General features: G+C 44.0%; 17 protein-coding genes. 13 read left to right on the top strand and 4 right to left on the bottom strand.

The features are described 5' to 3' along the window. Nucleotides 1-114: 114 nt before the first annotated feature. Nucleotides 115-1,449, bottom strand: coding sequence for a hypothetical protein (locus CZ794_RS03375; protein ID WP_087040207.1), 1,335 nt, complete (start codon nucleotides 1,447-1,449; stop codon nucleotides 115-117). Nucleotides 1,450-1,956: 507 nt separating this feature from the next. Here CZ794_RS03375 and mrdA point away from each other — a divergent pair. From mrdA to scpB, 9 genes are all read left to right on the top strand, one after another. Then, entirely contained in the window at nucleotides 1,957-3,936 is a 1,980-nt protein-coding gene (mrdA, locus tag CZ794_RS03380; protein WP_087040208.1) for a penicillin-binding protein 2, read from the top strand. 23 nt (nucleotides 3,937-3,959) lie between these two features. After that, a complete protein-coding gene (gene rsmD, locus CZ794_RS03385; protein ID WP_087040209.1) occupies nucleotides 3,960-4,649 on the top strand; it encodes a 16S rRNA (guanine(966)-N(2))-methyltransferase RsmD in 690 nt (229 codons plus the stop codon). Nucleotides 4,650-4,844: 195 nt separating this feature from the next. Continuing rightward, nucleotides 4,845-5,273, top strand: a complete 429-nt coding sequence (rplM, locus tag CZ794_RS03390; protein ID WP_062845079.1) for a 50S ribosomal protein L13 — start codon at nucleotides 4,845-4,847, stop codon at nucleotides 5,271-5,273. 10 nt (nucleotides 5,274-5,283) lie between these two features. Then, nucleotides 5,284-5,670 carry a 30S ribosomal protein S9 gene (gene rpsI, locus CZ794_RS03395; RefSeq protein WP_062845080.1) on the top strand — a complete coding sequence of 129 codons (387 nt, stop codon included), beginning with the start codon at nucleotides 5,284-5,286 and terminating at the stop codon, nucleotides 5,668-5,670. Nucleotides 5,671-6,029: 359 nt separating this feature from the next. Then, nucleotides 6,030-7,118: a lipid A biosynthesis acyltransferase gene (locus tag CZ794_RS03400; RefSeq protein ID WP_087040210.1), complete on the top strand. Its 1,089-nt coding sequence runs from the start codon at nucleotides 6,030-6,032 to the stop codon at nucleotides 7,116-7,118. A gap of 116 nt (nucleotides 7,119-7,234) precedes the next feature. Further along, nucleotides 7,235-8,320 carry a tryptophan--tRNA ligase gene (locus CZ794_RS03405; RefSeq protein ID WP_087040211.1) on the top strand — a complete coding sequence of 362 codons (1,086 nt, stop codon included), beginning with the start codon at nucleotides 7,235-7,237 and terminating at the stop codon, nucleotides 8,318-8,320. 17 nt (nucleotides 8,321-8,337) lie between these two features. After that, complete coding sequence (locus CZ794_RS03410) at nucleotides 8,338-8,943, top strand: O-methyltransferase (RefSeq protein WP_087040212.1); 606 nt, start codon at nucleotides 8,338-8,340, stop codon at nucleotides 8,941-8,943. Nucleotides 8,944-8,948: 5 nt separating this feature from the next. Further along, nucleotides 8,949-9,788, top strand: a complete 840-nt coding sequence (locus tag CZ794_RS03415) for a ScpA family protein (RefSeq protein WP_179207231.1) — start codon at nucleotides 8,949-8,951, stop codon at nucleotides 9,786-9,788. Nucleotides 9,789-9,912: 124 nt separating this feature from the next. Next, on the top strand, nucleotides 9,913-10,476 hold the full coding sequence (gene scpB / locus CZ794_RS03420; protein ID WP_087040279.1) for an SMC-Scp complex subunit ScpB: 564 nt from the start codon (nucleotides 9,913-9,915) through the stop codon (nucleotides 10,474-10,476). A 166-nt stretch (nucleotides 10,477-10,642) separates the two neighbouring features. Here scpB and lolA read toward each other — a convergent pair whose 3' ends face one another. The 3 genes from lolA to rplU form a co-directional block, all read right to left on the bottom strand. Beyond that, entirely contained in the window at nucleotides 10,643-11,341 is a 699-nt protein-coding gene (gene lolA / locus CZ794_RS03425; protein WP_087040214.1) for an outer membrane lipoprotein chaperone LolA, read from the bottom strand. A gap of 370 nt (nucleotides 11,342-11,711) precedes the next feature. Next, nucleotides 11,712-11,969, bottom strand: a complete 258-nt coding sequence (rpmA, locus tag CZ794_RS03430) for a 50S ribosomal protein L27 (protein ID WP_062845086.1) — start codon at nucleotides 11,967-11,969, stop codon at nucleotides 11,712-11,714. Nucleotides 11,970-12,060: 91 nt separating this feature from the next. Further along, the gene (gene rplU, locus CZ794_RS03435) at nucleotides 12,061-12,372 is read right to left on the bottom strand and encodes a 50S ribosomal protein L21 (protein WP_062845087.1); all 312 of its coding nucleotides are present in this window, start codon (nucleotides 12,370-12,372) and stop codon (nucleotides 12,061-12,063) included. A gap of 677 nt (nucleotides 12,373-13,049) precedes the next feature. Between rplU and CZ794_RS03440 the strand changes: the two genes are divergently transcribed. The 4 genes from CZ794_RS03440 to CZ794_RS03455 all read left to right on the top strand — a co-directional run bounded on the left by CZ794_RS03440 (nucleotide 13,050) and on the right by CZ794_RS03455 (nucleotide 21,058). Continuing rightward, complete coding sequence (locus CZ794_RS03440) at nucleotides 13,050-13,979, top strand: polyprenyl synthetase family protein (protein ID WP_218778301.1); 930 nt, start codon at nucleotides 13,050-13,052, stop codon at nucleotides 13,977-13,979. Between the two features lie 613 nt (nucleotides 13,980-14,592). Further along, entirely contained in the window at nucleotides 14,593-15,993 is a 1,401-nt protein-coding gene (locus CZ794_RS03445) for an efflux RND transporter periplasmic adaptor subunit (protein WP_087040216.1), read from the top strand. Between the two features lie 35 nt (nucleotides 15,994-16,028). Then, the gene (locus CZ794_RS03450; RefSeq protein WP_087040217.1) at nucleotides 16,029-19,259 is read left to right on the top strand and encodes an efflux RND transporter permease subunit; all 3,231 of its coding nucleotides are present in this window, start codon (nucleotides 16,029-16,031) and stop codon (nucleotides 19,257-19,259) included. Further along, the gene (locus CZ794_RS03455; protein ID WP_087040218.1) at nucleotides 19,256-21,058 is read left to right on the top strand and encodes an efflux transporter outer membrane subunit; all 1,803 of its coding nucleotides are present in this window, start codon (nucleotides 19,256-19,258) and stop codon (nucleotides 21,056-21,058) included. Before CZ794_RS03450 ends, CZ794_RS03455 begins: the two co-directional genes overlap by 4 nt. Nucleotides 21,059-21,143 lie beyond the last annotated feature (85 nt).

Raw genomic sequence — 21,143 nt, forward strand, 5'->3', positions numbered from 1 at the left:
TGACGATGGCCACAGCAGTATCAGGGACTTACAGCAAGGTACATTAGCGTTAACTTGTCACGTTTTTGTATCCACTCTGTATTTGATGTGTGTAATAAATAAAAAACTGATTGATTATTGCATGGATGGAAAAAACACCAAGACCAAATGCAGCCAACCCGCCAAGAAGCCTGTCAAACCGCCCAGAATAATCAGAGTCATCTCATCTTCACGGAACGCTGGACGTAATAGGTTTTGAAACTCATTCGGGGTCAGTGCACGTATTCGATCACGGAACAGACCAAATATCTTACTGGCACGGCTTTCGTTCAGTTCAGGATCACTTAATGGCACCATGGTTGCAATGATAGATTTATCAATAATGGTATTTTTTAATTGACCATATTCGCGGCGACCCAGCCCCACGCGCAATGTGGTACTGATGACTGGCGACTCTAGTACCTTATACAGATGCGATTTCATCAATTCCCGCGTTTGAGCAGCACGCTCACCATACATCATCTCATTCATGATATTTTCAAGTGTGACCAAATCCTTAACGACAATCTCAGCAAAAACTTCAGAGACTTCTTCTTGCCGCTTCATAAAACCGCCTTGTAAACGATACTGTGCGATATGCGGCACCTGAGGCTTAATAAATGGAAAATGGCGTTGGGCAGTAAAAAGCTTTAAATAAGGAATAAAACGTGGCTCGACTGGATTAAACACCATCCAAATCGCGATCCAATTGGTCAAAAAGCCCCAAATCGCGGCAAAAAACGGCACCGTCCAATGCTGTGGTACCAATAAAAAGATGAACATCTGGATGATACCGAAAACCAAACCAATCAAAGCACTGATATGCCAAATGAAATTGATCTCTTTTTGACCCACTTTCAAGAACATATTTACCATCAAACGACGATCACTCTCCATCGTATTGACGATCATCTTACGCATATCAACCAAATCTTCGACATGATAAGTCAGATCAGTCACCAAGGACTGCATGATATTGGGCAATTCTTGATGCGCTTGCGCGTAGACACGACGCTTTAGGGCATAAGGCAGATTGCCCCACAAGGCTGGCGAATGATCCAGCATGATCTCATCAATCAATACCTCAAGATTTTCATCAACGGTATTAGTGATGAAGACCGCCATTTGCTCAGGCTCCATTGCTTGAAAAAACTCATCAAGCGACCCAAGTTTCGATAGTGTCTGATCAACGATGACACCCGATATTTTACCAGCCTTACGCGGGACGATACCCTGCCAGCCAATACCCGGCAACCCAAAAAGTGGGAAATTTGGAATACGGATACCCCAAAACTTGATGGGATAGAACAGCATTTTGAGCGCCATCCATACATGTATCCACGTAACAAATGCCGTCACTGGAGGGATGGTTAACATGGCAAAAAACTCTGGGTGCTCAGCTATCGTCTGCCACAATGAAGTTGCATCCATGACTTAATCTTGCCTCTGACAGGTTGATTGTCATTGCTAATAAACTCTCTTTAGCAAATTAGAACGTGTCAACAAACACGCTCCGCCCATAATGGTGTCTATAAAATAAAAAAACGACTATAAATAAATCGCCTGATTTTAGCATACTTGCTACCCATTAGCACAGGTAGACCCTAGCCAAGTTGTGACTAGAGATGACAAGCGTTATTACTTATCTCTACTAGTAAAGTGTTCAGCTGGTCTATCCTCATCGAAACCAATGACAGTGACAAAATAAGCGGGCAAATACTGCGCCCTGTTATTTGTTCTGCTATAATCCGCGCATAAATGCCAATACCTATTTCTCTACTTTTCTGCTTCTGAATTAATGCATTGTCATTGCAAATAAGATCAGTCTATGTGATTGAAATCCTTCGCATTATCCTTTATGCTCACCGCACCTCGGTTCATAAACCCGCTCATGTATCTCTTTTATTGAATCACTGACTGTTTGGGCTTTTACCTTATATGAAAAAACCACTAACTCCCAACACTGAACAGACCAATAGTGTTTTTACCTCTCGTATTATCATCCTTGGGATTTTAATATTTGTAGGTTTGGGTGGCTTGATCATGCGCTATGGTTATTTGCAAGTCTACGCCCACGATAAATACACCACTCAGGCAGACAACAACCGTATCAAACTGATATCTGCGCCGCCCAGCCGCGGTTATATTTATGATCGTAACGGCATCATATTGGCAGACAATCAGCCTGTCTTTACAGCCATGCTAAGCCCTGACGAAGTCGATAACCCAGAGCGCACGCTCCATTTGCTTGCGCCTATTTTTGATCTGACAGATAAAGACATTACTGATATTTTGGCACGCATCAGCAAAAGTAAAAATGATCCTGTCACCATTAAAATCGACTTAACTGAAGCACAGCTGGCACAGTTTAGTGAGCGTAAGCCTTTTTTTCGCGGCGTCACTATTCAAAGCAAGCTGACACGCTCTTATCCTTATGATGAGCTGTTTGCACACGTCATTGGTTATGTGGGCCGTATCAATGACAAAGAAAGCAAACGCATTGATAAAGACAAATACGCGGGTACTGATTTGATTGGTAAGATTGGTATCGAAAATTATTATGAAGACGTTCTATTGGGCCAGCCGGGTTATCAATCGGTAGAGACCGATGCGCACGGCAATATTTTAAGGCAATTGGATACTAAGCCGCCTGTCTCTGGTAACGACATCACTTTGAGTTTGGATTACGGTTTACAAACCGTGGCACAGCAACAACTAGATGGACGTCGTGGTGCGATTGTTGCCATTGACCCCAAAAATGGCGATGTACTGGCATTTGTCAGTAACCCAAGCTATGACCCCAATCCTTTTATTTCAGGCATCTCTTTTAAAGACTACGGCGCTCTGCAAGAAGATCCTGACGAGCCCTTATACAACCGAGCATTACAAGGTATGTATCCGCCTGGCTCAACCATTAAACCTTTTGAAGGCTTGGGCGGTATCCATTATGGTTTACGTAATTGGGACACCACCATCTACGATCCAGGCTATTTTAGCTTGCCAGGAGATTCGCATCGGTTCCGCGATTGGAAACGCGGCGGTCACGGTACAGTGGATCTGAAAAAATCGATCGTCATGTCAGTTGATACTTATTATTATAAATTGGCGTACGAGATGGGCATCCAACGCCTTCATGATTGGATGGTGCGGTTTGGCTTTGGTGACCAGACTGGTATCGACTTACCCAACGAAAAAGCGGGAATCATGCCATCGCCCAAATGGAAAAAAGACACTTATGATAAAGGGTGGCTGCCAGGTGAAACCATCTCAGTCAGTATTGGACAAGGTTATTTTTTGGCCACGCCGCTACAAATTGCCAATGCAACTGCTATGACGGCAAACAAGGGTTATCACATCACCCCTCACCTGTTAAAAAGCAGCGATGGGGCAGCAAAAGTCAATGTCATCACCAAGCCTGATGGCAAAATTGACTACAATGGTAAGCCTTCTGACTGGGTACGCATGCACGAGGCTATGGAAGCAACTGTTAAGGGCGGTACGGCACGTCGCGCTTACAATCCAAAGTACCGTATCGCGGGTAAATCTGGAACCGCGCAAGTCAAATCCATTGCTCAAGGCAAGCGCTATAATAAAGCTGCGCTGGATTCGCGTCATTGGGATCACGCTTGGTTCAATGGCTTTGCGCCTGTAGACGATCCTCAGATTGCCCTAGCTGTATTGGTCGAAAACGGTGGCGGCGGTGGTGCCGTGGCTGCCCCTATCGGTCGTGAGCTTTTTGATTATTGGGTATTACAACGTAAGACCAATCCTATTTTGCCACCAACTGCCGATGAGCTTCGTGCTATCAAACGCCAAAAGGCAATAGACAAAGCGGCGCGTGATGCCATTCGTGATAAAGAAGCAAAAGCGCTAGAAGAAAAAGAAGCCCTAGCAGCGGCTGCATCAGAATCTGAGTAAAAAGACGGTGACAGAGACCTATTATGACCAAACCTTCAAACGGCCGTGAGCCAAAAAAACACACTAAAGCCAAAAAAAATACAGCAGCAGGCGATGTGCGTATCATTGGCGGTCAGTTTAAACGTCGCATCGTCCACTTCGTCGAAGCTGAAGGTTTGCGTCCAACGCCAGATCGGTTGCGTGAGACACTGTTTAATTGGCTATTGGCTGACATTCATGGGGCTTATGTGCTTGATTCCTGCGCTGGTAGCGGTGTGCTAGGATTTGAAGCATTATCAAGAGGTGCGGCTCACTCTACTTTTATCGAAGTCAACCCAGCGCAAAGTCACCTGCTGCGTCAAAGTGCTGATCAACTAAGACTTGATGCCACCGCTTATCAAATCATTCAGGGCACTGCGGAACAAGTCTTAACCCAAAGCCAATTGGTTCACCGTCGTTTTGATGTGGTTTTCATTGATCCCCCTTACGCGCAGGATTTGTGGCAACCTATTTTGATGGCACTGATCACCCAGTCTCTCATCAATACCGATACCTTGATTTATCTGGAAGCCGATAAAGCATTAGAAGATCAATTGATACAGTTGGCAAATACTCTTAATGAAAGCATGACTGCGCCGCACCAAACAACGCTAAAAACAATTGGCTTCGACTGTTTAAAACAAACCAAAGTTGGACAAGTTGTCGCTGGACTTTATCGTCTATCATCGTCATAATTGTGTAGTATTTGTTAAAAATGTCTAAAACTGCTTAAAAACTGGCCCAACGCTGCAGTTTAATGTATATAAGGCAAAAATAAACCCCAATGCAGCTTGCAAGCGTAGGCGCTACTGCTTATAATGTGCAGTCTGTTTTTTGAGAGCCCCGTTCCCAGCTAAACTCTCAACGAATTCTAATTTTAAGGTTTTATCATGAAAACACTTAGTGCAAAACCAGCTGAAGTGACCCATGACTGGTATGTCGTAGATGCTGACGGCAAAACCCTTGGTCGCTTGGCTACTCAAATCGCTAGTCGCTTACGTGGCAAGCATAAGACGTCTTATACTCCACACGTAGATACTGGTGACTTCATTGTTGTCATCAATGCAGAAAAAATCGCGGTAACGGGTAAAAAAGCACAAGACAAAAAGTATTATCGTCACACTGGTTACCCAGGCGGTATTAAAGAAACCAACTTCACAAAGCTGATTGCACATAAGCCTGAAGATGTTCTACACAAAGCAGTCAAGGGTATGCTTCCAAAGGGCCCTCTTGGCTATGCAATGATCAAGAAGCTAAAGCTATATGCGGGTACTGAACATCCACATACTGCACAGCAACCTAAAGAACTAGACATCTAAGGATATACTTATGGAACGCAATTACGGAACTGGTCGCCGCAAGACGTCTACTGCTCGTGTATTTTTATCAAAAGGTACTGGCAGCATCGTTGTTAACGGTAAGCCACTTGACGAATACTTCAGCCGTGAAACTTCACGCATGGTTGTTCGCCAACCTCTAGAACTACTAGACTCTGCTAACTCATACGATTTGTATGTCACTGTTGCAGGCGGTGGTATTAGTGGTCAAGCGGGTGCAATTCGCCACGGTATTACACGTGCATTGATCGAAGCTGACGAAACTTTGAAGCCTGCCCTAAAAGCAGCTGGTTTTGTTACTCGTGACTCACGTCAAGTTGAACGTAAGAAATTGGGTCTACGTAAAGCACGTAAACGTCCACAATTCTCAAAACGTTAATCAAAGCTCTCGCTTATTTTCTTGTTTCTATTGGCTTTTTCTCGGAGCCACAGTATCGAATTTAAATAAGCGTGTAGATTTGCAAAACCTTATAAGCTGGTCACAGCTTGTAAGGTTTTTTTATGTCTGTATACGGCTCTCTGAGTGATAATAGGTTTTTATAGCATTGACTTACAACTTAAACCATTATCTTTCTTATCAATTAATCAACGTTAGCCATGTGCAACAGATCCCCGTTGTCGATTTTTACTTGCAAAGCGCTTGACGCTACCCCATCATAATATTAAATTTTATCATCAGCTTCCATACCAGAAGATAGTTACAACTCGATGCCATAAACTGTGCCCCAAAAGGACATTATGAAAGCGCCTGAACAATACGACCCCAGTAAGCAACCTCCAAACCCTACCCCAGCGCCAAGTGTGCAGCCGTCCAACAAATCGACTGCTATCCCTGCTGGCACCCCAACGATTAAGCAAACACAAAAACGTACCGCGCACGCAGATAAAAAACCATTTCAATGGCAATTTTTATTGCCAAAATACTGGGGTATTTGGTTGTTATTTTTGATGATGCTACCGATGATATATTTGCCATTGCGCTGGCAGTTTTGGTTGGGTCGTAAGCTTGGTAGTTTCATTTATAAAGCTGCTGGCTCACGTCGCCGTGATACGTTGATCAATCTAAAGCTTGCCTTTCCAGAAAAGCCTGAAGCTGAGCGTGAATTAATGGCCAAGCAAGTATTTGTCAATCAAGGTATCGGTGTGTTCGAGACCTTATGCGCATGGTTTCGTCCAGATGTTTTTACCAGAACGGTGTCTATCTCTGGACTACAACACCTCGTCAACGCTCAAAAAGACAATCGACCGATTATCTTATTAGGCGCTCATTACACGATGCTTGATTTGGGCGGCTTATTATGTGCCCAGTTTTTTCCTGTTGATTGCATGTACCGTACGCAAAACAATCCTTTATTGGACTGGTTTATTTATAATGGCCGTACCAATATATTCGGTAAGCAAATCTCCAGCCGTGATATGCGAAGCTTAGTTACATCTATCAAAGCAGGACACGTCATTTGGTACTCTCCTGACCAAGACTATGGCCTAAAACAGGGAGTCATGGCACCCTTTTTTGGCGTACCCGCTGCCACAATTACTGCATCACGGCGCATGGCCAAGCTAGGTAATAAGGAGCACCCACCTGCTGTTATGGCATTGCACACTTATCGTCAAACACCAGACAACCTACCACGTGGTAAGCGTCCCCACTATCATTTAACGATTACGCCAGAGTTAGAAAACTATCCAAGTCGTGATGAGGTCGCTGATGCTACTCGAGTCAATGAAGTTTTAGAAGGGCTGATTCGTATTGACCCTACTCAGTGGATGTGGTTTCATCGTCGCTTTAAGCATGGGCCGAATGGTCGTACGGATATTTACAAATGAGCAGACGATGATTGCTAAGAAAACGGCTTGAAAAATTTGCTATACTTTGCGATTAGTATTTTGACCCTTTGATCATGCATTTATAATAATTTGATAAACAAAATAATGGATTTCACATGAGTAATAACAGCACTCCTAATGATCAGACTTCTGACCACTTAATCGAAGCCAAGCGTATCTTAACGGGTATCAAACCAACTGGCATTCCACATTTGGGTAATTATGTTGGTGCGATTCGTCCTGCCATCCAGTCTATTCAAAACAGCGATAGCGACGCTTTTTTCTTCTTAGCGGATTATCACAGCATTATTGGTTGTCATGATCCAGCGATCATCCACGAGTCAACCAAAGCGATTGCTGCTACTTGGATTGCTTGTGGTCTCGATCCTGAGCGTGTGACCTTTTATCGTCAGTCAGATGTGCCTGAGATTTTGGAGTTGTCATGGATTTTGAGCTCCTCATGTGCCAAAGGACTTATGAACCGCGCTCATGCCTACAAAGCAGCGGTCGATGCTAATATGGAAAAAGAAGACGTTGATCCTGACCAAGGGATTAACATGGGGTTGTTTGGCTACCCTGTATTGATGGCTGCTGATATTTTGATGTTTAATGCCACGCATGTACCTGTTGGCCGTGACCAAATTCAGCACATTGAAATGGCGCGTGATATAGCAGGTACATTTAATCATCGTTATAAGCCATTGTTCACTGAGCCTGAGGCGTTGGTCGACGACAACACGCCGCTACTCACAGGTCTCGATGGACGCAAAATGAGCAAAAGCTATAACAACGTGATTCCGTTGTTTGGCGAGTTTAATAGCCAAGCCGATCCTGAAAAAATGATGCGTAAGGCCATCATGCGTATTGTGACCAACTCACAATTGACAGAAGAGCCAAAAGACCCAGATGCGTCAGCTATTTTTGAGATTTATAAAGCGTTTGCCACGCCTGAAGAAATTGCCAATTTGCGTGCGCAATACGCAGCAGGTATTGGCTGGGGCGATGCCAAAGAGCAGTTGTTCCAACAAATCAATAACGAGATTGCTCCATTCCGCGCGCGCTATCAAGAACTCATGGCCAATCCAAAAGAGCTAGAAGAGATTTTACAAATGGGTGCAGAAAAAGCGCGTCGTCATAGCCGTAAGCAGCTAGATAAGACGCGCCGTGCCATTGGTATTCGTCCGCTTGCTAAGCTTAAGTAAATGATTTCTTATCGTTCATGATGCCGACATTTAATCCAAGCCATTTTTTATCTTACTGTCAGTCTTTATACGAGGCGGACAGTACGTATGACTCTGAACAATCCAATCGGCTGGATCGTCATCGCCATGTCGAATCAGATGCGGCCCAGTTTTTGGCCAATATTGCCACGATCAGACAGCCCAAAAAGGTACTAGAGACTGGTACCTCAACTGGGTTTTCAACTTTGTGGCTGGCGTATGGTCTGCGGCATCAGGCTGAATGTGACTTTATATCGCTAGACATCGACAAAAACCGCAGTGAAGCTGCTCACCAACATCTGCAAAATACGGGGCTGTCTGCGTCTGTTCGACTCATCGTGCAAGATGCCTTGATTTGTTTGAATGACAATACAGACGTCTTTGACTTGGTTTTTTTGGATGCAGAGCGGCAATACTATCTTGATTATATCGAAGGTCTGTATAAGGCATTGGACGTCGGTAGTGTACTAATCGTCGATAATGTCATCTCTCATCGCGATGAGGTGAGCGATTTCTTGGCAGCCTTTATCAACAACCCTCGTTATCTTTGTCACACGCTAGATATTGGTGCTGGATTATTTATGGCAGTATGTCAGGAACCTTAAGACTTATGGATACATCCAACACGACTGCGCTGCGCATCTATCAGACACCCGTACAACACCTTCCAGATGACCTCTATGTACCACCACAAGCATTTGCTATTTGGTTAGAGCAATTTGCAGGTCCATTGGACTTCTTATTGTATCTGGTCAAAAAGAATAACGTTGATTTGACTCAGCTGCCGATATTACCCATCACTGAGCAATATCTGGCTTATATCAGTGAGCTGGATACAGCCCATTTTGAATTGGCAGGTGATTATTTGCTGATGGCTTCAACACTCATCGCCATCAAAACTGAGCTATTATTACCCAAGCCAGAGACGCCTACTGATGAGCGCGACCCGAAAGCCGAATTGATTGAACGTCTAGAAGAGTACGCGCAGATTAAGGCGGCCAGTCAGCGTTTGGATAACTTAGTGCGTCTAGAGCGAGATGTGTTTTTGGCGATGGTCAGTATGCCAAGTCAAGATGTGATGAGTACTGAATTGCCAAGTTACTCTCCTACCTTGCTGATTGATAGCCTATTCAAAATGCAGCTGCAACCCGACTATCAAATGCATACCATCAAAGTTGATACCGTACCGCTTGCTGACCGTATTGCCAGTATCAGTCGACAGCTCAGTATGGGAAGTGCCCGCTCCTTTTACGACCTATTAGATAAGTCACAAGGCAAGGTTGGTGTGGTGGTCAGTTTTGTCGCTGTACTTGAATTGATGAAGCGACAGCTTATTGGTGTGGTAAGTAATGATACAGACAATAGCCCCACTTCAAGGGATGTTGTTGATAACCATCAAGCTGATACAAATGCTAAATTTGAAAATTTAACCTTTCAATGGCTGGTATAACGTAACGAGCCTAATATAAATAATCAGTGAGGTTGCTATGACTGATAACATAATAGTAAAAAAGAGTACCTAGCGAATGGCAGATGTTGATCACCCAAAGTACGAAAATAAGGCTCAAAAGCCAATGTCTATCTCTGTGACTGTATCGTCTGAGAAAAGTAAAAGCCTAGAAGAGATAAGCCGACATATTGAAGTACTACTGCATGCTTCAGAAGCGCCGCTCACTGCTGGTGCGTTGAAGAAATATCTGTCTGTGTCTACAAAAGAATTAACAGACGCTTTGGGATTATTACAAGAACGGCTAGACACTGGTGTATTAAGATTGCATGAGACTGCTAGTGGGTATCGCTTGCAAATTGCTGACAGCTACAGTTCCCTTATACAGCGCGTTTTTCCGCAGCGTCAAGAACGTCTTAGCCAAGCCCTACTCGAGACGTTAAGCGTTATTGCTTATAAGCAGCCGGTGACACGCAGCGATATCGAGCATGTACGCGGGGTTACTTTATCCAGCAATATATTGAGGCAGTTATTTGATAAAGGCTGGATCGTCGAAAAGGGCCACAAAGACACGCTCGGTCGCCCAGCGCTACTGCATACTACTGCTCAATTTTTAGATGCTTTTGGATTGACGCACTTGGACGAGCTACCGCCGATGCCAGATATGGAAGCCATTCAAGCAATGCAATAGTGTCAGCACTTTTTGAAAATACATCATTACACCCTGACAAAATTACTCCAAACAATTTTTATGTCCCAAAAAAAGGACAGACCCAAGAAGGCCTGTCCTTTTTTATGATGCTTGTCTCAATGAATCATAAGAAACATTGAAGTTGATCACCTTTAATATCTAGTGATTATTGATTGATAACATCAACACCCTTTGGTGGTGTAAATTTAAACTGGCTGCTATTGATGCTTGGGTTCAATTTAATATTGCTAAATTTAATCGATGTAGTCTGACCTAAAGTATCGTTCAGTACCATCATCACAGGCTTACCACCGCTAAAGCTGATAGATAAGCTCTTGAAGCTCGCGTCACCTGATTTTGGATACAGCACATAGTAGTTCTTATTATCGTACGGCTGAGTGATCTTGAAATTTTTGTCAATTTTACTTGGATCACCTGACAGCAATAGTGCTGGTGTATTGCCAACTTGACTATCGACGTTTTGCTTGGTCGCTTGCTCCAAGTCTTTGTCATATATCCACATAGAATTGCCGTTAGCAACGATCAATTGCTCTGATGGCGATTTCGTTTCCCAGCGAAAATTGTTTGGACGTTGTACATTCATCGTGCCCGAAAAAGTACCGCTGCTAGCGCCTTTGGTCGTTTGACTAAAATTGGCCGTCATACTCTTTGTATTGGTTAGCAATTTATTCAAACGTTTGGCAGCAGTTAAGTTGTCAGCAGGTGCCGCTGTCGCAGACTGAGTCAACGCCATCATAGGCGCTGCCACACCAAGCGATGTCATCAATACCCCTGTTAAAGCGCCGCTCATTATCTTTTGTTTTAAAGTTGTCTGTTTAACTGATTGCTTACTTAATAAAGTCATCGTGAATCCTCTCTCAAAATACGTAATTACTTAAAAATAAAATATTTTAATAAAATTTTTGTTTTCTATAATGGTTTAGATGACCAACAAAATGCTGGTAGTCATAAACGATGGAGACAGTGTGCCAGTTTTTTTATTACGCGCCTAGTCATGATTTGCAATCATTACTACGCCTGCCATACACACTTGTAACCAGTATAGTTACACTATGCTAAACGCTACAGCACATGCTTTTACACTATTTTATCGCTTTTCTTACCAAAAAATATAAACATCATTCAATAAAAAAAGCCCCTACTACCACATGGCAATAGGAGCTTTTAGTCACTTCAATGATCCACTCTATAAGTAAATCAAATGAAATGTGCAATTATACGCTTTCAACCGTTACATAACGACGGTTAAATTTACCTTTGGTCGCAAACTTTACAACACCGTCATTCAGTGCAAATAAAGTGTGGTCACGACCCATGCCAACGCCTTCGCCTGCGTGGAATTCAGTACCACGTTGACGAACGATGATGTTACCAGCAGTGATGGCTTGGCCACCAAAGATTTTTACGCCTAGCATTTTTGGGTTTGAATCACGACCGTTACGAGTCGAACCGGCAGCTTTTTTATGTGCCATGAGAAAATCTCCTTGTTAATGTGACTTATCGCTAATGCGACAACTCTTAAGCATTTAGTGCGCTGTTTAGCAATGATAGCTAAATAAGTAATTAGGCATTAATGGCTTTGATTTTTAACAAGGTGTACCATTGGCGGTGACCTTGCTCTTTGTGATAATGCTTACGACGGTTGTGCTTGATGATACGGATTTTTTCGCCGCGACCATGCTCAACAACTTCAACTTCTACGCTAGCGCCATCAACAACAGGCTGACCGATTTTGACGTTTTCGCCGTCAACAACCATCAACACGTCTTCAAATTTGATTGTTTCGCCTTTTTCTGCTTTTAGTAGTTCAACTTTCAAAAGCTCATCGACAACTACACGGTGCTGTTTACCACCAGTTTTGATTACTGCGTACATTGTATGACTCCGTTTAACCCGTGTGCCGTGGCTGATATCATACCAACGCTTTTACGACGAACACGACAGGGAAAAATTAAAGGCAAGATTTTACGTCTTTTTGCTTAGAAAAGCAAGTAGCGTAGCTTGTCTTTGTAATGTAATGACACTAAAAATTCTATCTCATCTGACGATATACAACACTGTTTGTAAGCACAGCAAAACTGCTATCCAATACAAGCGTACGTCATACCACCACAATTAATAGTGCCACATGCCTAAAGACGGCTATTATAGCTTATATAATCAGTTACTTATAGCCTTTTGTACTTTTATTACGTCAGCGTATATTCATAAGATATATAATAAATTTATCCTAACTAACTGAGTCCATTTTAGTGACTCAGAGCCATTTTTCTTGGATAATTAGTCTCATTTTGATAAAAATTTATTACGCCATTATTAGCGTGCTTTAACCGACAATTTGGATACCGAGCTATGTTATTATAGGTAAAACGTTGCCTTAACTACACATAGAACCAAGGCTATAAACACTCTCTTTATTCTTATTAATATGACTATTTATTATGACCAGCACCTCTATAACCAGCGACTCTATAAGTAACACCCTTTCCAATCCTCAATCGACACTTAGCTATGCTGATATCCAAAACATTGTGGCCGATGATTTTGAGATTATGGACAAGCAAGTATTTGGTAGCCTAAATTCGAAAGTTCAATTAGTGATGAGTGTTTCTCAGCATGTTATCGATGCTGGTGGCAAGCGCATGCGTCCGCTGATTACTTTGCTATGCGCTCGTATGTTCGATGATGCACCGTCAGAAAAAGCCATGCATTTGGCGGCGATTACTGAGATGCTGCACACGGCTACTTTGGTTCATGACGATGTGATTGATGAATCAGGACAGCGCCGTGGTAAGCCAACAGCCAATGCGACATGGAACAATGCCACTGCGGTACTGGTCGGCGATTATTTGATTGCTCGCGCATTTAATCTGTTGGTTGGTTTTCAAAGCTTGCCTTTATTACAGATTTTCTCAGATGGTACTTGTGATATCGCTGAGGGTGAAGTGTTACAGCTACAACATCAACACAATCCTGCTGCAACGGAAGAAGACTATTTACGGATTATCGATGGCAAAACGTCACGTCTGTTTATGATGGCCACCCAAGGCGCTGCTATTTTGCAAGATAAAACAGAGTATCTGCAAGCTTTAGGTGACTTTGGTCAACACTTTGGCAATGCGTTTCAAATCATTGATGATGTCCTTGATTACAGCGGTGACAGCGTATTGATGGGTAAAAACTTGGGTGATGATTTGGCAGAAGGCAAGCCAACCCTACCCACTATTAAGGCGCTTGAGTTGCTAAAAAACAGCAATGCCGAAGGCTACGATCAATTACGCATCGCTGTACAAACAGGCAAAACGCCAAATGCAGAACAGCTTATCGAATTGGTACGTCATTCAGGCTCGCTGGATTACTGTAAGCAACGAGCGCTCGAAGAAACCAGATTGGCGCAACAAGCCTTGGCAACCTTACCCGACAATCACTATCGCAAAGGTCTCTATCAGCTGACTGAATTGGCGAGTGCCCGCTTATTGTAGACTTGTCTGCTTTGACTGTGAGCAGTAATAGCATGGTAAATGTCGTCTCTCAAGCACAGCCATTACGCTATTATTGCTCCAATCAAAATTAAGGGTTGCCAAAATTATTTTTTTGTTTACAAAGCTGATTTATAGGGGTTTTAAGACCTTAATGCCCGTGCGGTTTTGCTGTTTTCACAAAATTTTACATTAGGTTTCAATTGAAGATTGTATACCTTCTGAATAGCTGTTAGTAAAGCCAGTGCTTGCGATAGCGATATTTTATTCGCCTCAAAACCCCTTCCTTGTCATTTTTTGTCTCAAATTTTATATTCAATTACTTGACTGTGGGGTTACCCCTATAGTTTATAATTACTCATTAAATTTATAGGTTGAATCTGTAGTTTAGCTACACTTTCAGCGTTACAAAGTCTTACGCCAATACCAAACATATATATCTATTGCACGGCTTAGTAGGAAACTTCTGACTATCAAGTGTCATTGAAGATTAATTGAGCAAAGATAGTATAAATGCTTGGGGTAAATACTAATTTTAATATTCGATACGCTAAGATTTATTGATAATTTTTTTATACTGTCATTATTTATTTCACACATATTGCCGAGGACATTGATGAAGCACTCTACTCTTGCGCTTGTAATAGCATCTATACTATCTGGAGCTGTACTTATCGGCTGTGGCAAAAACGAGGACGCTGCTGGTGAACAAGCCGCACAGCAGCAAATGCCGCCTGCGGTTGTCAACGTGCAGACTGTCACTTTAGAAACCGTACCTCAAGTGCAGACCTTTTCTGGACGTACGGCAGCTTACCAAACGGCTGACGTTCGCCCACAGGTCAATGGTGTCATTGACGAAGTTCTGTTTCGTGAAGGAAGTAACGTTAAAAAGGGCCAACCACTTTATCGTATCAATACCGATAATTATGCGTCTTCTATCGCCAGTGGTCAGGCAGCGGTGCAGCAGGCTCAAGCCAACTTACTGACAGCACAGGCAACTAGAGATAATGCTAAAGCTGAGCTTGCGAGTCGTCAGGCATCATTAGCACAAGCTCGAAATGATCTACAGCGTCTTCAAGGCTTGGTAAGTATTGATGCAATCTCAAAGCAACAATACGATCAGGCGCAAACGCAAGTACGCACCGCACAAGCGGCGGAACAAAGTGCGGTGGCCGCTGTGGGACAGGCACAAGCAGGTATTGAAAATGCGAGAGCTGGTATTCAAACAGCTGAAGCCAACTTGGCTGCCAGCAATTTGGATCTTAACCGTACTATCGTACGTGCGCCGCTCACTGGTCGCACCGATCGCTCTAGCGTGACTGCTGGGACATTGGTAAGCGCAGGTCAGGCTGATCCGCTGGTCACTATTTCACGTTTAGATCCTATTTATGTTGATATCAGTCAGTCCTCTTCTGAGCTGTTGAAACTACGCCAGCAAATATCTGAAGGTAAGGCACAACCAGGTATGAACTCGGTTGAGTTGGTACTAGAAGACGGCTCAGTGTATCCAGTACGCGGTAAGCTTGCTTTGTCTGAAGCAAAAGTTGATGAGTCAACAGGCGCTGTGACCTTGCGTGCCATCTTCCCGAACAGCAATAACTTGTTGTTGCCAGGCATGTATGTGACTGCGCGTTTGACACAAAGCGTCATCAATAATGCTGTATTGGTTCAGCAAAGTGCGGTTATGCGTACGCCTAAAGGGGAAACGCAAGTTTATATCGCCGATCAAAACAACAAAATCCAAGTGCGTCCAGTGACAATCGATGGTACCTATAATGGACAATGGGTGGTAACGGATGGCTTGCAAGCAGGTGATAAGGTCGTTGTCATTGGTGGCAGTAAAGTCAAACCTGAACAAGAAGTGGTCGTAAAACCGTTAGAAAATGCCAATCCAGCACCATCTACACAAAACGCTGCAACCGCCAAAACGCCGCAACAAGCTGCAAAGACCGTGGATAAGAAACCAGCTGGCAATGATAATTCTAGCGAAAAACAAACAGAAGCCGCTGCTCAATAATTCCATTCAAAGATAGGAAGACTTAGGGATATACTATGTCACGTTTTTTTATTAATCGCCCTATTTTTGCATGGGTACTGGCTATCTTGGTCATGCTCATCGGGGTGATATCGGTTATTAATCTACCGATTGAACAGTATCCACGTATTGCGCCACCGACTATTTCAGTCAGTGCAAGCTATCCTGGTGCTAACGCACAAACCGTCGAAAACTCAGTTGTACAGATTATTGAACAACGTATGAAAGGTCTCGACGGCCTTATGTACATGTCGTCATCAAGCTCATCGAATGGTAGTGCTTCGGTCACATTGACCTTTGAAAACGGCACAGATTCTGATACAGCACAGGTACAAGTACAGAATAAGCTACAAGCCGCTATGAGCTCACTCCCTGAATCAGTACAGCGTCAGGGCGTCAACGTCAATAAATCTTCTAGCAGCTTTTTGATGGTACAGGCTTTCGTCTCTGAAGACGGTAGCATGGACCGCAGTGATATTGCCGATTATGTTAACTCAAATGTCGTTGATCAAATCAGCCGTGTCGAAGGCGTGGGTGAAGTACAGGTGTTTGGCTCGACTTATGCCATGCGTATCTGGTTAGACCCTGCTCGCCTGCGTAGCTATAACATGGTGCCATCTGATGTGGTTACAGCAGTACGTGCGCAGAACGCGCAAGTCTCTGCAGGCCAGCTAGGTCAAGCACCAGCTGATACTGACCAACAGGTTATCAACGCCACCGTGACGGTTCAAAGCTATCTGCAAACGCCTGAAGAATTCAGAGACATTTTACTGAAAACCGATGTCTCTGGCGCACAAGTGCGTTTGGGTGATGTTGCCGATGTTGAAATCGGTAGTGAGAACTATAGCGTCATCTCGCTATATAACGGTCAAGAAGCAGCGGGTATTGGTATTTCATTGGCGGGCGGTGCAAACGCACTTGAAACTCGTGAAGCTGTCGGCGCGCGTATGGCAGAGCTGGAAGCAAACTTCCCAGCTGGTCTAGTATCTGTTGTTCCATATGACACAACGCCATTTGTTCGTTTATCTATCGAACAAGTTGTGATGACGCTACTTGAAGCCATTGTGCTTGTATTTATCGTCATGTTCATTTTTCTACAGAACTGGCGTGCAACGATTATTCCGACTCTCGCTGTACCTGTCGTTTTACTTGGTACTTTTGCCGTACTTTATGTGGCTGGCTTCAGTATTAACGTACTCACCATGTTTGCAATGGTACTCTCCATCGGTCTACTGGTCGATGATGCCATCGTCGTCGTTGAAAACGTCGAGCGTATCATGGAAGAAGACCCCCATATCTCTGTCATAGATGCCACCACGCAGTCGATGGGTGAGATCAGTAAAATCGTTATCGGTATCGCGTTGATTCTATCCGCTGTATTTGTACCGATGGCCTTCTTTGGTGGTTCAACGGGGGTGATTTATCGTCAGTTCTCTATCACCCTAATCACCAGCATGGTGTTATCAGCATTAGTGGCACTTATCTTTACCCCTGCCCTCTGTGTGACGTTGCTCAAACGTAGCAAAAGTCATGAAAAAGGCAATAGTGAAGAACAAAAAGGATTCTTTGGTTGGTTCAACCGTGGCTTCTTTAAACTTAGCCGCTCATATGAAAACTTTGTTGGTAAAAGTATCCGTTTTAAATGGTTATATCTGATCGGCTATGCAGCCATCATCGGTATCATGGCTGTCGTCTTCTTGCGTATTCCAGGCTCGTTTTTACCAGAAGAAGATCAGGGTATTATGTTCACCTTGGTTCAGCTTCCTGCTGGCTCTACGCTGAATGAGACGCAGGACGTATTAGATAAAGTCAGTGACTACTATGAAACGCAAGAGACCGATAATATCGCATCCGTCTTTACGATTGCAGGGTTTAGTTTTGCGGGTCAAGGGCAAAACATGGGACTGGCTTTCGTACGTTTGTCAGATTGGGAAAACCGTTCTGGGGCAGAAAACACCGCGCAAAGTGTCGCGGGCCGTGCCATGGGTTACTTTGCTACCCAGCTAAACGAGGCGCAAGTATTTGCAATTGTACCACCAGCCATTACCGAGCTTGGTAACGCCAGTGGTTTTGATTTGATGATTCAGGACACAAGCAACCTTGGACATGAAGGCTTACTAGAAGCACGTAACATGCTACTAGGTATGGCCGCGCAAAATGATCAAGTTGCAGGCGTACGTCCGAACGGTCAAGAAGATGCGCCGCAGTTAAAAGTGAACATCAACCAAGAGCAAGCGGCCGCTTATGGCTTGTCATTGGCCAATATCAATAGCGTTATCTCTACCGCTTGGGGTTCAAGTTACATCAATGATTTCGTTGATCGTGGACGTATCAAACGCGTTTATGTTCAAGGTGAACCAAGTAGCCGTACCAACCCTGATGATATCGGCAAATGGTATGTACGTAATGATGGCGGTGATATGATCTCATTTGACGCATTCTCCAGCAGCGAATGGGAATCTGGCTCACCACGTCTTACCCGTTACAACAGTCTGCCATCAATGAACATTCAAGGTAGCGCAGCACCAGGCTTAAGTACTGGTGAAGCGATGAGTGCGATGGAGACTATGATTCAAGATTTACCTGAAGGTGTGGGTTATGAGTGGACGGGTATGTCACTTGAAGAGCAAAAATCAGGCGCCCAGGCGCCAATGCTATATGCCCTTTCAATCCTAGTGGTATTCTTATGTCTGGCTGCTCTGTATGAGAGTTGGTCGATTCCGTTCTCAGTCCTATTGGTTATCCCTCTTGGGGTATTGGGTGCCGTGATATTTACGCTACTTCGCGGGTTTAGTAATGATATTTACTTGCAAGTGGGTCTGCTCACGGTGGTTGGTCTATCCGCGAAAAACGCCATCTTGATTATTGAGTTTGCCAAAGAGCACCAAGAGGAAGGCTATAGTCTTACCGAGGCGGTAATGACAGCAGCGCGTCAACGTTTGCGTCCTATTATTATGACCTCACTTGCCTTTGGACTGGGTGTTGTGCCATTATTCATCGCCACAGGTCCTGGTTCAGGCAGTCAAAATGCCATTGGTACTAGTGTACTTGGTGGGGTTGTTTCCGCTACCTTCTTGGGTATATTCTTTATCCCTATGTTCTATATTTGGGTACGTAGCCTGTTCCCGCATAAATATGAGAACAATAAGCCAAACGATAGAGACGGAGGCAATGGTACGCCTGATCCACATAACCCAACGCCTTCTGAGAGTTATCAGCCTGTAAGTTTTGGAGATAATACACAATGAGTGCCCAAAAAACATTTACCATCAACTCAGTCGCGGTAACGGAAGTTCCTACCGCGACTCAGCCCGCTTTATCACGGATCCGCAGAAACAGCAGTCGTTTATTGGGTTTAACCGCCTTAGCAATGAGTATGGCTGCTTGTAATACTATCCCAAAAGCTGATACGCGCCCTGTCCTAGCAGAGCCGAATATTCCAATTGGACAAACTTATGGTGCGTTCGATAAAGAAACGACGAGTACGGCTGAGCAGCCCAGTATTGCCAGCCAGCGTTGGCAGAATTTTTATAGTGACGATCGTCTAAAAGGTCTGATTGCGTTAGGTCTTGAAAACAACAAAGACTTTGAAAGTGCGCGTTTGGCCATCGAAAAAGCGCGAGCACAATATCAGATTACTGATATCAATGATTTGCCAAGTATTGATGGTTCGGCAGGCTATACTCGCCAGCGTCAAAGAAGCGTTACCAGTGACGGCTATAGCGTCAATCTTGGCTTGGCAAACTATGAGCTTGATTTTTGGGGCAAAATCTCTAGCCTAAAAGATCAAGCGTTACAAAGCTTTTTGGCCACAACAGCGGCTAAAGATGCGACTCAAATCAGTCTTATTAGTAATATTGCGCAAAGTTATGCCAATCTAAGTTACAGCTTGGCTCAGCTAAAACTGGCAGAAGCAACGGTTGAAAGCCGTGAGCAATCATTGTTTATTGCTGGCAAACGCTTTGAGGCAGGTATTGATCCAAAACTGCCTTCTTTGCAAGCCAGTGCATCATTGGAGACCGCCAAACTTGCCGTGTTACGTGCGCAAAGCAGTATTTTGACATCACGCAACGCGCTACAGTTTTTGGTTGGCGGGCCCATTCCGACCAACTTGATCCCAACGCCTGCCGTCAGCAATATTACCAGTCAGCAAATATTCAATGCTGGCTTGCCAAGTGAGTTGCTACGCTATCGTCCTGATGTATTACAAGCGGAATATAACTTGAAAGCAGCTGGCGCCAATCTTGAAGTTGCCCGAGCGTCTTATTTCCCTTCTATCAGTTTGGCGAGCAATATCGGTGTCAGTAGTGGTAGTTTGGATGACTTGTTCAAAAGCGGCTCAGTTGGTTGGTCATTTGGCCCAAGCATTAGTGTGCCTATCTTTGATGCTGGTCGTTTGGATGCCAACTATGATGTGGCCAAGATTGAACGTGAACAAACGCTGACAAACTATGAAAGCTCGATTCAAACGGCTTTCCGTGAAGTGTCAGATGTATTGGCGACGCGTGCCACACTTGGTGAACAGCTAGAGTCTCAATATCGCCTGCAAGATAACTTTGAGCAGACATATCAAATCGCTGATGCACGCTTTAAAGCGGGTATTGATAATTATCTAGACGTGCTCGATGCGCAGCGTTCGTTGTTCTCAACGCAGCAAGGTATTTTAGATTTGGAATTACAAAAAATCGTTAGCCAAATCGAGCTGTATCAAGTGTTGGGTGGCGGTGCCAATCTAGACGTACCAACGATCATACCAGTACCGCAGCATACCAATTTGGCTCAGGTGCTGACGTTGCCAACCAACACCAATAAAGCAAAAGCCGTCAATGCTATTGATGCCGCTGGCTCAGCACGTGTCGCATCACCGCAAGAAGCGGCTAACATCAAACAAGCGCAAGGCGAAAAAGTCACTACCTTTAAACCTACTGCGGTTGTCGATGTCAATGATGACGGTAAAAAAGAGACAGCTGTAGGCGTGGTGACTAGACAAACCGTTCAGAATGAAGACAACGTTGAGCAAGTACCTGTCACACAAATTACTGAATAATATCCACCATCGCTTACTCTTATAGCGTTAATATATCTTTATATTAACCATTGATAAGCACAATTAGCCCTACCGACTTGGTGGG

The sequence above is a fragment of the Psychrobacter sp. JB385 genome (assembly GCF_900163785.1).
In the GTDB taxonomy this organism is placed as follows: domain Bacteria; phylum Pseudomonadota; class Gammaproteobacteria; order Pseudomonadales; family Moraxellaceae; genus Psychrobacter.

Excerpts from the sequence above, each read along its gene's own strand:
- CZ794_RS03375 (WP_087040207.1), bottom strand. The coding sequence starts at position 1,449 with ATGGATGCAACTTCATTGTGGCAGACGATAGCTGAGCACCCAGAGTTT.
- rplM (WP_062845079.1), top strand. The coding sequence starts at position 4,845 with ATGAAAACACTTAGTGCAAAACCAGCTGAAGTGACCCATGACTGGTAT.
- CZ794_RS03450 (WP_087040217.1), top strand. The coding sequence starts at position 16,029 with ATGTCACGTTTTTTTATTAATCGCCCTATTTTTGCATGGGTACTGGCT.
- CZ794_RS03455 (WP_087040218.1), top strand. The coding sequence starts at position 19,256 with ATGAGTGCCCAAAAAACATTTACCATCAACTCAGTCGCGGTAACGGAA.
- CZ794_RS03445 (WP_087040216.1), top strand. The coding sequence starts at position 14,593 with ATGAAGCACTCTACTCTTGCGCTTGTAATAGCATCTATACTATCTGGA.
- rsmD (WP_087040209.1), top strand. The coding sequence starts at position 3,960 with ATGACCAAACCTTCAAACGGCCGTGAGCCAAAAAAACACACTAAAGCC.
- CZ794_RS03405 (WP_087040211.1), top strand. The coding sequence starts at position 7,235 with ATGAGTAATAACAGCACTCCTAATGATCAGACTTCTGACCACTTAATC.
- scpB (WP_087040279.1), top strand. The coding sequence starts at position 9,913 with ATGTCTATCTCTGTGACTGTATCGTCTGAGAAAAGTAAAAGCCTAGAA.
- lolA (WP_087040214.1), bottom strand. The coding sequence starts at position 11,341 with ATGACTTTATTAAGTAAGCAATCAGTTAAACAGACAACTTTAAAACAA.
- CZ794_RS03415 (WP_179207231.1), top strand. The coding sequence starts at position 8,949 with ATGGATACATCCAACACGACTGCGCTGCGCATCTATCAGACACCCGTA.
- rpmA (WP_062845086.1), bottom strand. The coding sequence starts at position 11,969 with ATGGCACATAAAAAAGCTGCCGGTTCGACTCGTAACGGTCGTGATTCA.
- CZ794_RS03400 (WP_087040210.1), top strand. The coding sequence starts at position 6,030 with ATGAAAGCGCCTGAACAATACGACCCCAGTAAGCAACCTCCAAACCCT.
- rplU (WP_062845087.1), bottom strand. The coding sequence starts at position 12,372 with ATGTACGCAGTAATCAAAACTGGTGGTAAACAGCACCGTGTAGTTGTC.
- CZ794_RS03440 (WP_218778301.1), top strand. The coding sequence starts at position 13,050 with ATGGACAAGCAAGTATTTGGTAGCCTAAATTCGAAAGTTCAATTAGTG.
- CZ794_RS03410 (WP_087040212.1), top strand. The coding sequence starts at position 8,338 with ATGATGCCGACATTTAATCCAAGCCATTTTTTATCTTACTGTCAGTCT.
- rpsI (WP_062845080.1), top strand. The coding sequence starts at position 5,284 with ATGGAACGCAATTACGGAACTGGTCGCCGCAAGACGTCTACTGCTCGT.
- mrdA (WP_087040208.1), top strand. The coding sequence starts at position 1,957 with ATGAAAAAACCACTAACTCCCAACACTGAACAGACCAATAGTGTTTTT.